11 protein-coding genes and 2 pseudogenes are annotated in these 12,938 nt (G+C 63.6%); 5 read left to right on the top strand and 8 right to left on the bottom strand.

Annotation, left to right across the window (positions count from 1 at the left end; genetic code table 11):
• Nucleotides 1-237 (top strand): annotated as a pseudogene (locus CZ203_RS14545) (hypothetical protein); the annotation flags it as partial.
• A gap of 64 nt (nt 238-301) precedes the next feature.
• On the opposite strand, the gene CZ203_RS04895 reads toward CZ203_RS14545, so the two are convergent.
• From CZ203_RS04895 to CZ203_RS04875, 4 genes and pseudogenes are all read right to left on the bottom strand, one after another.
• On the bottom strand, nt 302-787 hold the full coding sequence (locus tag CZ203_RS04895) for a YbjN domain-containing protein (RefSeq protein WP_087065052.1): 486 nt from the start codon (nt 785-787) through the stop codon (nt 302-304).
• A gap of 48 nt (nt 788-835) precedes the next feature.
• A complete protein-coding gene (locus CZ203_RS04890; protein WP_087065051.1) occupies nt 836-1,342 on the bottom strand; it encodes a flavin reductase family protein in 507 nt (168 codons plus the stop codon).
• A gap of 72 nt (nt 1,343-1,414) precedes the next feature.
• Nucleotides 1,415-2,851, bottom strand: a pseudogene (locus tag CZ203_RS04885) (DNA translocase FtsK); the annotation flags it as partial.
• Between the two features lie 743 nt (nt 2,852-3,594).
• On the bottom strand, nt 3,595-4,422 hold the full coding sequence (locus tag CZ203_RS04875; protein WP_087065048.1) for an undecaprenyl-diphosphate phosphatase: 828 nt from the start codon (nt 4,420-4,422) through the stop codon (nt 3,595-3,597).
• A gap of 206 nt (nt 4,423-4,628) precedes the next feature.
• On the opposite strand from CZ203_RS04875, the gene CZ203_RS04870 reads away from it, so the two are divergent.
• On the top strand, nt 4,629-5,444 hold the full coding sequence (locus CZ203_RS04870) for a Cof-type HAD-IIB family hydrolase (protein WP_087065047.1): 816 nt from the start codon (nt 4,629-4,631) through the stop codon (nt 5,442-5,444).
• Between the two features lie 105 nt (nt 5,445-5,549).
• On the opposite strand, the gene CZ203_RS04865 is transcribed toward CZ203_RS04870, so the two are convergent.
• The 4 genes from CZ203_RS04865 to CZ203_RS04850 all read right to left on the bottom strand — a co-directional run bounded on the left by CZ203_RS04865 (nt 5,550) and on the right by CZ203_RS04850 (nt 8,422).
• Nucleotides 5,550-6,431 (bottom strand): zinc ribbon domain-containing protein, encoded by an 882-nt coding sequence (locus tag CZ203_RS04865; protein ID WP_087065046.1) that lies wholly within the window; start codon nt 6,429-6,431, stop codon nt 5,550-5,552.
• Nucleotides 6,432-6,538: 107 nt separating this feature from the next.
• The gene (locus CZ203_RS04860) at nt 6,539-7,351 is read right to left on the bottom strand and encodes a hypothetical protein (protein WP_087065045.1); all 813 of its coding nucleotides are present in this window, start codon (nt 7,349-7,351) and stop codon (nt 6,539-6,541) included.
• Nucleotides 7,345-8,049: an ABC transporter ATP-binding protein gene (locus tag CZ203_RS04855; protein WP_087065044.1), complete on the bottom strand. Its 705-nt coding sequence runs from the start codon at nt 8,047-8,049 to the stop codon at nt 7,345-7,347. The genes CZ203_RS04860 and CZ203_RS04855 overlap by 7 nt, the downstream gene beginning before the upstream one ends.
• Nucleotides 8,039-8,422 carry a GntR family transcriptional regulator gene (locus tag CZ203_RS04850; protein ID WP_087065043.1) on the bottom strand — a complete coding sequence of 128 codons (384 nt, stop codon included), beginning with the start codon at nt 8,420-8,422 and terminating at the stop codon, nt 8,039-8,041. The genes CZ203_RS04855 and CZ203_RS04850 overlap by 11 nt, the downstream gene beginning before the upstream one ends.
• 181 nt (nt 8,423-8,603) lie before the next feature.
• On the opposite strand from CZ203_RS04850, the gene CZ203_RS04845 reads away from it, so the two are divergent.
• From CZ203_RS04845 to CZ203_RS04835, 3 genes are all read left to right on the top strand, one after another.
• Nucleotides 8,604-9,737: an aldehyde dehydrogenase family protein gene (locus tag CZ203_RS04845; protein ID WP_087065042.1), complete on the top strand. Its 1,134-nt coding sequence runs from the start codon at nt 8,604-8,606 to the stop codon at nt 9,735-9,737.
• A gap of 234 nt (nt 9,738-9,971) precedes the next feature.
• On the top strand, nt 9,972-10,973 hold the full coding sequence (locus tag CZ203_RS04840) for a hypothetical protein (RefSeq protein WP_087065041.1): 1,002 nt from the start codon (nt 9,972-9,974) through the stop codon (nt 10,971-10,973).
• A 158-nt stretch (nt 10,974-11,131) separates the two neighbouring features.
• Nucleotides 11,132-12,938, top strand: a 1,807-nt coding sequence (locus tag CZ203_RS04835; protein ID WP_087065040.1) for a YgiQ family radical SAM protein, incomplete at its 3' end; no start/stop codon positions are given.

The raw sequence follows: 12,938 nt of genomic DNA, 5'->3' as shown, positions 1-12,938 counted from the left end.
CGCTTGCCGCCGCCCGCCGCGGCCACGCTGCTGTCCACGATCATCCTGTCCTCCGCGGTTCTGTACGAGATGGTCGGCCCGGCCTGCGCGAAGGCTTCCCTGTTCCTGTCCCACACGCTGACGACCGGCGACCGGCCGGCCAAGGTGCCCGCACCCGACCCGGAGGATCTGCCCGAGCCGGAACCTGCCGCGGCGCCCCCGCAGCCCGGCAAGAAAAAGAAAAAGGCCAAAAAATAAGCCGCCGCGAAAAAGGGCGCATCCCCACGCTGGGGGATGCGCCCTTTTTCATGCGGCGGCAAGGTCAGGAATCCTGCTCCTCGTCGTCCTTTTTGCGGTTTTCAATGCGGGCGATCGCGTTTTCCGGCTCGTCGTTGGCGTACAGCACGGAAAGGATGCCCGGCGCGTAGCGGTCGGTCATGGCGAAGCCCAGGTTGACTAGGCGGCCGATGACCTCCTCGTCCAGCTCCTCCGCCTCGGTGGTCATGCCGGTCGTCTTGTACCGGATCTCGCCGTCGCGGAAGTCGATTTCAAAATTGCCGTGGTACAGGCCATAGTTTGCGCGGCACAGGAACTCCGCCACCGCGGCGCGGCGCTCTTCCGGGATCTTGATGGGGAACACGGTGTAAAACAGCACCGTCGTGTCGTCGATCACATCCAGGATCAGCGAGCAGCTATCCACGGTCTTCATGTTCATCCGCAGGCTGATATAGTTCTTTTCCTCGTGTACCGTATAGTTCCAGTCTTGGCTGTCCAAATACTCCGTCAGGTTATCCAGCGAAATTGCCATTTTGCACGTCCTTCTTTCTGCTTTTTTATAGTGCCGGGGCGGCTGTTTTTATTGGTCCTGGTAGCAGGCCACGATCTCCCCGATGTACATCGTGTGGAAGTCGTTGTCGCCGTAGCACCGGTCGATCGTCTCCTGGTACTTGAAGCACTCGCGCACGATGTCCTGCGCGTACAGCTTCTTGCACACAAAGACCAGCTCGGCCTCCGCAAAGGTGGGCTGCCCCTCGACGAATTCCGGCGTCAGGCCGCTGCCATGCATCTTGTCGATGTCGCGCCCGGACTTGGAACCCAACAGGTTCAGCGCCTCCTGGTGGCCTTCCTGCAGGAAGGTCAGGGTAAAGTAGTCGCTTCCCTCGGTAAATTCGTGGGTATAGCGGCTGTGGCGCACATAGGCCGTCGCAACCGGCTTATACCACAGTTCGCCCAGCCCGCCCCAGTTGGCGGTCATGGTGTTCCAATGCCCTTCGCTGCCCGCGGAGAGCAGCATCCACTGCTTCTTGATCTTGGTGAAGGGGTTAAAGGAAAGGGATGCAAGGTCGATTTTTGTCAGTGCCATGGTCAGTTCCTCCTACTATATCGTTTCGTTCAGATATCCATCGTATGCGTGGCAGGCGGCAATTGATGCCGGTCAGATCGTCCGGCGGAGCTTCATTTCCTGCCACTCCTCCTTGGAGATCAGCAGCTGGCGGGGCTTGGAGCCCTCGAACGGGCCGACGATGCCGCGCTCCTCCATCTGGTCGACGATGCGCGCGGCGCGCGAGTAGCCGAGCTTCAGGCGGCGCTGCAGCATGGAGACCGAGGCCTGCCGGCAGTCCATGACCACGTCGATCGCGTCCATGAGCAGCTCGTCCTCGTCCTCGCCAGGGTCGCCGCCCCCGCCGCCGGCGGACGCGCCGCTTTCCGCCTGCTTTTCAATGTGCTCGAGGATTTCCTCGGAGTATTCGGCGGTCGCGGACTCCTTGACCTTGGCGATCACCGCCTCGATCTCGTCGTTTGAGATAAAGCAGCCCTGCACGCGCTGGGGCTTGCCCTCGCCGAGCGGCGCATAGAGCATGTCGCCCTTGCCAATCAGCTTTTCCGCGCCGGTCGTGTCCAGAATAATGCGGCTTTCGATCTGGCTCGCGACCGCGAACGCGACGCGCGAGGGGATGTTGGCCTTCATAATGCCCGTGATCACGTCCGCGGACGGGCGCTGCGTCGCGACGACGAGGTGCATGCCCGCCGCGCGCGCCTTCTGCGCAATGCGGCAGATCGAGGTCTCGACCTCCTTGGCCGCGACCATCATGAGGTCGGCCAGCTCGTCGATGACGATGACGATCTGCGGCAGCACGGCGTACTGCTCGGGCGCGCCGCCCTCGACCTGCTCGGCCTCGGCCTTCTTATGGCGCATCAGGTCGTTATAGCCGGTCAGGTTGCGCACCTGGTTGTCCGCGAACAGCTTATAGCGCCGCTCCATCTCGCCGACCGCCCAGTTGAGCGCGCCGGAGGCCTTCTTCGGGTCGGTGACGACCGGGATCAGCAGGTGCGGGATGCCGTTATAGTTGCCCAGCTCGACCATTTTCGGGTCGACCATGATGAGCCTTACCTCTTCCGGGGTCGATTTATAGAGCAGGGAGATCAGCATGGAGTTGATGCACACCGATTTGCCCGAGCCGGTGGTGCCCGCGATCAGCATATGCGGCATCTTGGCGATGTCGCCGATCACGGCCGCGCCGGTGATGTCCTTGCCCACGGCGAAGGACAGGCGGCTTTTCGCCCCCTGGAAGGCGCGGGAGCCGATGACCTCGCGGATAAACACGGTGGTCGTGGCCTTGTTCGGCACCTCGATGCCGATGGCCACCTTGTCCGGGATCGGCGCGATACGCACCGAGACCGCGCCGAGGGACAGCGCGATATCGTCGGAAAGCGCGGTGATGCGCGAGAACTTCACGCCGCGCTGGATGGTCAGTTCAAACCGCGTGACCGTCGGCCCGCGCACGATATTGATGATCTGCGCGTCCACGCCGAAGGATTGCAGCGTATCGATCAGCCGCTGCGAGCTTTCCGCAAGCTCCGCCTTGGCGTCGCCTGTGCNTGTCGATCACCTGCCGGCGGCGGCGCTTCTGCTCGCGCGCGGCCGCGTGCCCCGCGGCGACCACATGGATATTCGGCAGCTCGGGCGGCGCCTCGTATTTCCGGCGCTCGTCCTCGTCCTCATATTCATACTCGGGCGACTGCAGCATGCGCCAGACCGCCGCGGGGGTCAGCCGCAGCGCGGCCATCAGCGCCGTCAGCGTCAGCAGGATCAGCACGAGCAGCGCGCCCACGCCGGATACCGCCCACTCGAGCAGGACGTACAGCAGCCCGCCGAGCAGCCCGCCCGAGGCGGCCTCCATCCCGGCCTTCAGCAGCGCCGCGAACAGGTCCATATTGAGCGGGAACTCGTGCGCCTGCATCACGGCCTGTACGATCGCGCCGGCAAAGACGGGCAGCAGCCCGATGCATACCGCGCGCAGCCGCACAGGTCCCTTGCGCTGCACGACCATGAGCGCCGCCAGCCCCGCAAACGCGAAGGGCAGCACATAGACGCCCGCGCCGATCAGCGCCCCCAGCCCCTGCCGCAGCCATTTGAGCACAAAGCCGTCAAAGCCGCACAGGCACAGGAACGATACGACGGCGAGCAGCCCGTAGGGCAGCGCCCAGACCTCCCTGCGCACGCCGCTTTTCTTCTGCGGCTGGCGGCTGCGGGAGGCGCTGGGTTTCCGGGTATTCGTTTTTCTGGTTGTTGTCGATGTTTTTCTGGTTGCCAACTCTTTTACACCTACTATTTCATGATCCCGCGACGAAGCTGACGACGATCGTCACAATGCCGATCAGCGTACAGTACACGACGAAGGGGCGGAAATTGCCGCGTTTTGCGACAAACTTGACCATTTTAATCGCGGCCAGGCCGGAAACAAGCGCCACCAGCACGCCGATGACATATATGTACACCGGGGTCGGCACCGCCGGGGTCGCGGCAATCGCGTCGCCGACCTCCAGGATGTTCGCGCCCAGGATGACGGGCAGCGACATGATGAATGCGAAGCGCACGGCAAATTCGCGCGAGAAGCCGCGCAGCAGGCCGCCCACCATGGTGGTGCCGGAGCGCGACAGGCCGGGCAGCACGGCAAAGCACTGCATGATGCCGACGATCAGCGCGTCGAGCCAGGTCGCGTCCCGCTCGGTCTTGCGGCCGTGCGCGCCGCGCTCGGAAAACAGCAGCAGCGCCGCCGTGACCAGCAGCATGATACCGACGATCAGGGTAGAGCCCATCGCCTCCTCCAGGAAGCTTTTCACCGGCAGGATGGCGAACATCGGCACGACCGTGATGAGCAGCATGACGATAAAGCGGCGGTACGGCTGGTTCTTGATCTTGAACCCGTCCCCGATCCACCGGAAGAACTCCAGGAAGAGCTGCTTGATATCGGGCCAGAAGGCGATGACGACCGCGAGCAGCGTGCCGAAATGCAGCAGGACGGAAAACAGCATGAAGTCGGTTTCCGGGTTTACGCCGAGCAGCTTCTGTACCAGCACCAGGTGCCCGGACGAGGAGACCGGCAGGAATTCGGTGAGTCCCTGGACCAGGCCGAGCAGGATGGCTTGTAAGATGGTCATAACTTTGTTCCTCCGTTAAATTCACATACGATATTATACTACCATACCTTTGGCAAACTTTCCAGAAAAGATGCCGTACTGTTAAAAATATTCGGGGGCGCCCCCGGAAAAATATTGCCCTTTTCCGCCTGTGAGGCTTGCAATTTGCCGCGCGGCACGCTATCCTAGTAAAGTATGAAAGTATTGCAAGCCCCAAGGAGGCCAAAATGAACTATGATTTGATCGCGCTCGACCTGGACGGCACGGCGCTCAGCAGCAACAACGAGGTACAGAACAGCACCATCGAGGCGGTGCGCTGGGCGCGGGGGCGCGGCGTGCGCGTCGTGGTGTCGACCGGGCGCATCTGCGGCGAGGCCGCCGAGTTCTCCTGCAAGATGGGCGCGGACGACTTTATCGTCGCCTCGGGCGGCGCGACGCTCGGCACCGCCGCCGACCGGCGCTGCTATACCCGCCTGTCCATGCCGTGGGAGCCGTCCGTGCGCGCGGCGGCCATCCTGGAGCGCGTCGGCCTGACCACCATGGCCTACCTGGACGGCGAGATCTTTGTCACGCCCTATTCCGATTTCGCCTTTACGCAGTACAAGACCAACGAGGGGTTCCTGAACAGCAAGGTCGTCGTGGACAGCGTGGCCGAGGCCGTCGCGACGCGCCACCTGCCGGTGGACAAGCTGTTCTGCCGCTCCAAAAATACCATGCTGCTGCAAAACGCGCGCGGCCTGCTCGAGGGGATCGAGGGCATCCGCGTCATGTCCTCCGCGGAGGACAACCTGGAGGTCGTCGCGCCCTACGCGGACAAGGGCACCGCGCTCGGCATGCTGTGTATGCAGCTCGGCACCAGCCTGGAGCGCGCCATCGCGATCGGCGACAGCGAGAACGACCTGGAGATGCTCGCCGCGGTGGGCATGCCGGTCGCCATGGGCAACGCCGACCCGCGCGTCAAGGGGATCGCGCGTTACATCACGGCGGACAACAACCACGGCGGCGTGGCGCAGGCGATCTACCATCTGCTCGGCAAGGAATGAGCCCGGTTGCGAGACAGGCCCAAAGGGACGCCCAGGCGTCCCTTTTTTGCGCCCCAATAGCAAAAAGGGAGGGTCTCCCCTCCCTTTTATCCGTATTCTGCGCCGCTACGCGCCCTGCACCTTGACGAGCTGCTCCGGCTCCGCGGGGAACATCGGCGCGTTCTCCTCCATGTAGTCGTACAGGATAAAGCTGTCCTCGGGCGCGCCGATCTCGTGGTACACGAGCAGCATGATCAGGCCTTGCTCCTCGTGCCGGGCGAGCGCCTCCGGGACGGGCTGCCCGCCGAGGGCAACGCTCCGCCCGGCCAGGAACAGGCTGTAGCACGCGTAGCTTTCGGGCGGGTACCGTCCGTCGTACGCGCCCTCCGACTGGTCCTCCTCCCACAGCGTCAGCACGCCGTTTTCCTCGAGCGACCAACCCGCCGGCGACGAGATGCGCAGCGTGTAATTGTCGTCCCCATCCACGTCGAGCAGCACCGTGCCGCCGTCCGTCCGGTCGATGCGCCACTGCCCCTTGAGCAGCGGGTAATCGACAAGCCCCTCGTAAAAATCATCGCTGTAATCGTAGCCGTCCCCATAGGAATGGCCGTCCAGCGCGTCCTCGATCGCGTAGCGCAGGCCGTCCATGTGCGAGGACAGCGATTCGACCACCGTGGGCACCAGGCCGAGCAGCACCACGATCAGCACCGCCACCCAGCCCGCGGCCTTGCCGCCCTTCTTGTTGACCGGCTTCCCGTTGAGCGTGGCCGTGGTGCGGCTCGCCGCCGCCTGCTGCGCGGGCGAGACTTTGGGCTTTTGCACCGTGGGCGCGGCGGACGTGGTTTTTTTCGTGTAGGTCTCATGCGAGCAGGGCTCCGCGCCCTCCTTATGGTTGTATCCTGTGTAGCGGGGCGCGGATAGCCGCCCCCTATGGCCGGACTTCGTCCCACACATTGGGCATTCCTTGTCGCTGTCGTCGTAATTGATGCCGCAGTTCTGGCATTTCACGGAAAAAGCCCCCCTTCTTCCCGGCCGCGCGGTGCGCGGCGTCTGTGTATCCATCATACCAAAGGAAGAAGGGGGGCGCAAGTGCCCGGGGTAAACTTTACGGGCGGTTATTCAAGGTTTAAGCGGCGGGTCAGGATCAGGCGCGTAAAGAAGAAGAACAGCGCGCCGGATGCGGCGGTCAATACGATGAGCAGCAGCATCCCCGCGTGCATCGCCGCGACGGGCGCCATGTTCGCGAACCAGAAGTCGAAACCGGTCGCATCCGCGAACGTGATCACCAGGAACATCACGACCTGGCCGACGACCGAGAGGCCGAAGTACGCGCCAACCGCCGCGGCCACGCGGTGCCGCTTGGCCAGGTGGCCGATCGCGATGCACAGGTACACCGACAGGATGCTGGCCAGCATACCGGCGACGCACCAGACAACCCCTTCCACCGTGTAGCCCAGCAGATGCGGTTCCTTGAACATCATCTGCAGCGCTTCGGGGAATACCTTGAGCAGGCTCAGCCAGTTTTGGCCGTTAAAGGCCAGGATAAAGACGGAAAGCAGGGTGGCCACGCCGCTCAGCACGCACATGATCGCCGCGACGAAGGTTTTGACCCAGATGTGCTGGGTTACGGTGACCGGCAGCGTAAACATCAGGTACCCCTCGTCGCCGAGCAGGCTTTTGTAAAAGCGCTGGATCAGCAGCACAAAGGTCACAATAAAGGATGCGATGATCAGGCCGCCGTAAACAAAGCCCGCGATGACCTGCGGCAGCCCGAACGAAAGGCCGCCCGCCGTGGCGGATTCGAGCATATGCATATTAATGGTGGCGAACAGGCGGTTGATGATCGCCATGACGAGCACGCTGCCGTAGAGCGGCAGCAGCACGCGGCTTGTCGCGCGCCACTCGTATTTAAACAGTTTCCTCAGCATGCGAACACCTCCCTGAACAGCGCGTCCACCGACTTACCGCGGGATTCGCGGATATCGTCGACGGTTTCATGCAGCGTCAGCTGCCCCTTTTGCAGGAAAATCACCTCGTCGAGCACGCGCTCGATGTCGGAAATCAGGTGCGTGGACAGCATTACCGTCGCGTTTTCGCTGTAATTGGTCAAAATGGTGTTGAGGATATAGTCGCGCGTCGCCGGGTCGACGCCGCCGATCGGCTCGTCGAGCAGGTAAAGCTGCGCGGCGCGGCTCATCACCAGGATGAGCTGGACCTTTTCCTTCGTGCCCTTAGACATGGTCTTGAGGCGGTCGGCCGGGCTGATGTCGAGCGCCTTGAGCATCTCATACGCCTTCTTCTTATCAAAATCCTTGTAGAAGTCCGCAAAGAAGTCGATGAGCTGGCTGGCCTTCATCCAGTCGTTCAGGTAGCTGCGCTCCGGCAGGTAGCTGACGATCGAATGCGTGTACACGCCCGGCGCCTCGCCGTCGATGCGCACCTCGCCGTGCGTCGGCGTCAGCAGCCCGTTCATCAGCTTGATGGTCGTGGACTTGCCGCTGCCGTTCGGGCCCAGCAGGCCGACGATCCGCCCCCGCCCGATGGTCAGGTTGAGATCGGCCAGCGCCTTGACCCCGCCAAAATACTTGGTCAGGCCGCTGCATACGATCAGGTCGTTAGTGTTCATGTGTTTCCCCCTCCTGTCTGCTTGCTTTGCGCAGCAGCTCCATGGTCTCGTCCTCTGAGAAGCCAATCAGCCTCATGCTGCTTAAAAAATCCGCAATCCGCCCCATGGCAAGCTGTTGTCTGACTTTTTCGATCATTCCCTTGTCCTCCGTCACAAACCGTCCGCTGGTGCGCTGTGTGTAGAGCAGGCCCTCCCGCTCCAGGTCGGCCAGCGCGCGCTGCATGGTGTTCGGGTTTACGCCGGCTTCCGCCGCCAGGTCGCGGACCGACGGCATCTTTGCGCCTGCGGGGAAAACCCCGCTGACGATGCGCTCGGTGAGCTGCCCCGTAAGCTGCTGGTAGATCGGCCGGTCGCCGTTGATCATCCATTGCATATGGTGTACGCTCCTTTCCACGGCACCGTGTACCGCTGTATTAAGTTCATGACACAATAATACAGTCATACAACCGCTTTGTCAAGCGCTATTTTCAAAATACAAAAAAACTTTTGACATCCCCTTGCCGCAATGGTATAGTAGGGGCGCAAAAACATACGGAAGGGAAGCGTTTTTTATAATGGATGCGCAGTCCTATATCGGCGGCTATGTCGCCAAGGCGCGCGCCGCGCAGGCCGAGCTGGAAAGCTACACGCAGGAGCAGGCCGACCGCCTGGTGCGCGAAATCGCCAAAACCGTGTACGAAAACGCGGAGGAGCTGTCCGGGCTGGCCGTTTCGGAGACCGGCATGGGCAACGTCCCCGATAAAATCGCCAAGTGCCGCAGCAAAGCGTCCGTGATCTGGAACAGCCTGCGCGGCAAACCGTCGGTCGGCGTCATCAGCCGCGACCCGGCAACGGGCATCACCAAGATCGCCAAGCCGGTCGGCGTGGTCGCCGCGCTCACCCCGGTGACGAACCCGGTGGTTACGCCAATGTCGAACGCCATGTTCGCCGTCAAGTGCCGCAACGCGGTCATCGTCTCCCCGAACCACAGCGCCATGCGCTGCAGCGGCCGCACGGNGCCGCACGCGGTTGCCGAGGCCGTCAAGGGGCGCGCCTTTGATTACGGCATCCTGTGCACGGCGGAACAGAGCCTGATCGTCCCGCGCGAGCAGCTCCCCTCGGTGTGGGACGCGGTTGCCGCCGCGGGCGGCGCGGTGCTGGACGACCCGTCCCATATCTCCCGCCTGCGCGACGCGCTGTTCCCGGGCGGCGCGATGAACAAGGCGCTGATCGGCAAGAGCGCCAACGCGCTCGCCGCGGAAGCGCGCCTGTGCGTCCCCGCGGGCACGCGCGTGCTGGCCTTCCCGGTGGACGGTACGGACGATGTGCTCGGGGGCGAAAAAATGTTCCCCGCCCTGTCCGTCTACTCCTACGATACGTTCGACGAAGCCATCGCCATCGCGCGCCGCAACCTCGCCCGGATCGGCGAGGGGCACAGCGTGTGCATCCACTCGCAGGATCGCGCGCACATCGAGCAGGCCGCGTGCGCGCTGCACGTCTCGCGCGTCGTGGTCAACCAGTGCTGCGCGCTGTCGGGCGGCGGCAGCTTCTATAACGGCCTCACGCCCACGAACACGCTGGGCTGCGGCACCTGGGGCGGCAACAGCCTGTCGGAAAACCTGGGTTACTTCCATTTGATGAACATTACGCGCGTGGCGGATTTCATGCCGGGGAACCACGTCCCGGACGGGGCGGAGCTGTGGGGCTGACGGGGCCTGCCCCCGCGCCGCACCCCAATTTTTCACAAGGTTTCCAGCCGCCCCCTGCGCCACAGCGCAGGGGGCGGTTTTTTGCCCCGCCGGGCGGCAGCCTCCCCGTACGGGTGGAAGCGGTTCCAACACCCGTCAGGGCTGCATTTTTCTCCCTTGACTTCCGAAACCCATTTGCTATACTAATATTTAGTAGTTGCAAACTGCTGAATATTTTAAAACGGGGGAACAAACATGAAACGCAAACTATTCGCGCTGCTGACCGCCGCCGCGGTCACACTCACGGTAAGCGCCGCCGCGCTGGACACGGTCAAGCTGGATGGCTACGGCGGCTCCGAGGCGCCCGACCAGCTCTCTATCTCGAACGTCGTATCCACCAAGGAATTGGCGCCCGCAGGGGCGGGCGGCAGCTACGCGCCCACCAACCTCTACACGGCCGAAGCGCCCTGCACGCTCACCCTGACGGACGATTACCTGTCGTTCGACGTCATCCCCTGCCAGCTCGTGAACGGCGAGTGGACTTACGTTTCCGGCCTGGATGAAGCAGGCTATGAAAACTGGTTCGACGCCCTGCCCGTCACCGACGCCGCGGGCTGCACCGCCGCGTCCGTGAACCCGGAAGAGGCCGACGGCCCGATCGAGCACCTCAAGGGCTGCAGCGTCACGCTGTCCGAGCCGGGCGTATACTTCGTCATGGCGCGGTACGCCGCGCTGGACGGCCAGGTCGTCGCCTGGATCGACGTCGGCGGAAACCACGTGACGGCAGCGCCCGCGGACGGCGCCGACCAGCCCGCAGCGGATCCCCAGCCCGCCGCCAAGGCCGCGACCGCCAAGGTGCTGGTCGACGGCAAGGAAGTCGCCTTCAACGCATACGAAATCGCGGGCAACAACTACTTTAAGCTCCGCGACCTCGCCATGGCGCTGAACGGCTCCGCCAAGCAGTTCGAAGTGAGCTGGGACGAGGCGGCCGGCGCGATTGCGCTGACCTCCGGCAAGGCTTACACCGCCGTAGGCGGCGAACTGGCGCAGGGCGACGGCGCGGACAAGGCCGCCAAGGCTTCCACCGCTTCCGTTTCCAAGGACGGCGCGGCGCTCGGCCTGGCCGCCTATGAGATCGCGGACAACAACTATTTCAAGCTCCGCGACGTCGCGAAGGCATTCGATATCGGCATTGGCTGGGACGACGCGACCCAGACCATCACGGTCGACACCGCCGCCTCCTATGTCGAGGGATAATCTGCATCACCACCCAGGAAGCGGGCGCGGGAAAGTTTCCCGCGCCCGCTTTTTTTGCCTGCCGCGCGATTTTATGATATAATAAGTCGCTATCAAGACGTCCTTTTGTGATTGTAAACCGTCCGGTTTGCAAAACCCGTAGAAACCGAGGTATTCCCATGTCTGATTTTCTTCCGGTCTCGCGCGCGGAAATGGAGGCGCGCGGCTGGTATTACTGCGACTTCCTGCTCGTCACCGGCGACGCCTACGTCGACCACCCCTCCTTTGGCACGGCCATCATCTCGCGCGTGCTGGAGGACGCGGGCTATAAGGTCGCCATCCTGTCCCAGCCCGATTTCCACAGCGAGGCCGACTTTGCCGCAATGGGGCAGCCGCGCTACGCCGTGCTGGTCAACGGCGGCAATATCGACTCCATGGTCGCGCACTACACGGCGGCGAAGAAGCGCCGCTCGGACGACGCCTACACCCCCGGCGGCAAGGGCGGCCGCCGCCCCGACCGCGCCGTGACCGTCTATTCCATGCTGGCGCGCCGCGCCTTCCCGGACACGCCCATTTACCTGGGCGGCATCGAGGCGTCCCTGCGCCGTTTTGCGCATTACGACTACTGGGCGGACCGCGTCATGCCCTCCATCCTGGAATCCGCGGCGGCGGACGGCCTGATGTACGGCATGGGCGAGCATTCCGTCCTCGCGCTCGCGGACAACCTGAAGCACGGCAAAACCGGGGCGGCGGCCTGCGTCGGCGTGCGCGGCATGGCCTATCTGGCGCACAGCGCGGACGGCCTGCCGTTCCCCGCGGCCGAGTGCCCCTCCTACGAGGCGGCCTGCGCGGACAAGGCGGACTATGCCCGCTCGGTTAAGCAGCAGTACGACGAGCAGGATTTTGTGAACGGCCGCGCCCTCTTGCAGCGCCACGGCAAACGCGTGCTCGTGCAGAACCCGCCCGCGCGCCCGCTCACCACGCAGGAGATGGACCGCGTCTACGCCCTGCCATACCAGCGCGCCTACCACCCGTCCTATGAGGCGCTCGGCGGCGTGCCCGCCATCCAGGAGGTGCAGTTCTCCATCATCCACAACCGCGGCTGCTTCGGCGCGTGCAACTTCTGCGCGCTCGCCTTCCACCAGGGGCGCTATATCCAGGCGCGCAGCCACGAAAGCGTGCTCGCCGAAGCCCGGCAGATCGCCGCGCACCCGGGCTTCAAGGGCTATATCCACGACGTCGGCGGGCCGACGGCCAACTTCCGCTTCCCCGCCTGCAAAAAGCAGGACGGGCACGGCCTGTGCCGGGACAAGCGCTGCCTGTTCCCCACCGCGTGCCAGAACCTCGAGGCCGACCATACCGATTACCTCAACCTGCTGCGGGAGCTGCGGCAGGTCGAGGGCGTCAAAAAGGTGTTCGTGCGCTCCGGCCTGCGGTATGATTATATGATGGCCGACCGGAACGACGCGTTTTTCCGCGAGCTGGTCGAGCACCATATCTCCGGCCAGCTCAAGGTCGCGCCCGAGCACATGAGTGATAACGCACTGTATTATATGGGCAAACCTTCATTCTCCGTATATGAACAGTTCCGCGAACGCTACGCCCGCATCAACCAGATGCTTGGCCGGAAGCAGTACCTGGTACCGTACCTGATGTCCTCCCACCCCGGCGCGACGCTGGACGACGCCATCCTGCTCGCGGAGTACCTGAACAGGGTCGGTTACATGCCCGAGCAGGTGCAGGATTTTTACCCCACACCGGGCACGCTGTCCACCGCCATGTACTACAGCGGCATCGACCCGCGCACGATGAAGCCGGTCTATGTCGCCAAAACGCCCGAGGAAAAGGCCATGCAGCGCGCGCTCCTGCAGTGGCGGCGGCCGGACAAGCGCCCGATCGTGCTGGCCGCGCTCAAAAAGGCCGGGCGCGAGGATTTGATCGGCTTTGGCCGCGAATGCCTGATCCGCCCGAACCGCGCCCCGCGCC

Origin of the sequence: Intestinibacillus massiliensis (genome assembly GCF_900155735.1) — a bacterium.
GTDB classification, from domain to species: Bacteria; Bacillota; Clostridia; order Oscillospirales; family Butyricicoccaceae; genus Intestinibacillus; species Intestinibacillus massiliensis.
This window is presented reverse-complemented; position numbering and strand designations above follow the sequence as displayed.

Bases quoted from the DNA above. Each gene is read 5' to 3' on its own strand.
- CZ203_RS04860 (WP_087065045.1), bottom strand. From the start codon at position 7,351: ATGCTGAGGAAACTGTTTAAATACGAGTGGCGCGCGACAAGCCGCGTG.
- CZ203_RS04855 (WP_087065044.1), bottom strand. From the start codon at position 8,049: ATGAACACTAACGACCTGATCGTATGCAGCGGCCTGACCAAGTATTTT.
- CZ203_RS04870 (WP_087065047.1), top strand. From the start codon at position 4,629: ATGAACTATGATTTGATCGCGCTCGACCTGGACGGCACGGCGCTCAGC.
- CZ203_RS04840 (WP_087065041.1), top strand. From the start codon at position 9,972: ATGAAACGCAAACTATTCGCGCTGCTGACCGCCGCCGCGGTCACACTC.
- CZ203_RS04890 (WP_087065051.1), bottom strand. From the start codon at position 1,342: ATGGCACTGACAAAAATCGACCTTGCATCCCTTTCCTTTAACCCCTTC.
- CZ203_RS04850 (WP_087065043.1), bottom strand. From the start codon at position 8,422: ATGCAATGGATGATCAACGGCGACCGGCCGATCTACCAGCAGCTTACG.
- CZ203_RS04875 (WP_087065048.1), bottom strand. From the start codon at position 4,422: ATGACCATCTTACAAGCCATCCTGCTCGGCCTGGTCCAGGGACTCACC.
- CZ203_RS04895 (WP_087065052.1), bottom strand. From the start codon at position 787: ATGGCAATTTCGCTGGATAACCTGACGGAGTATTTGGACAGCCAAGAC.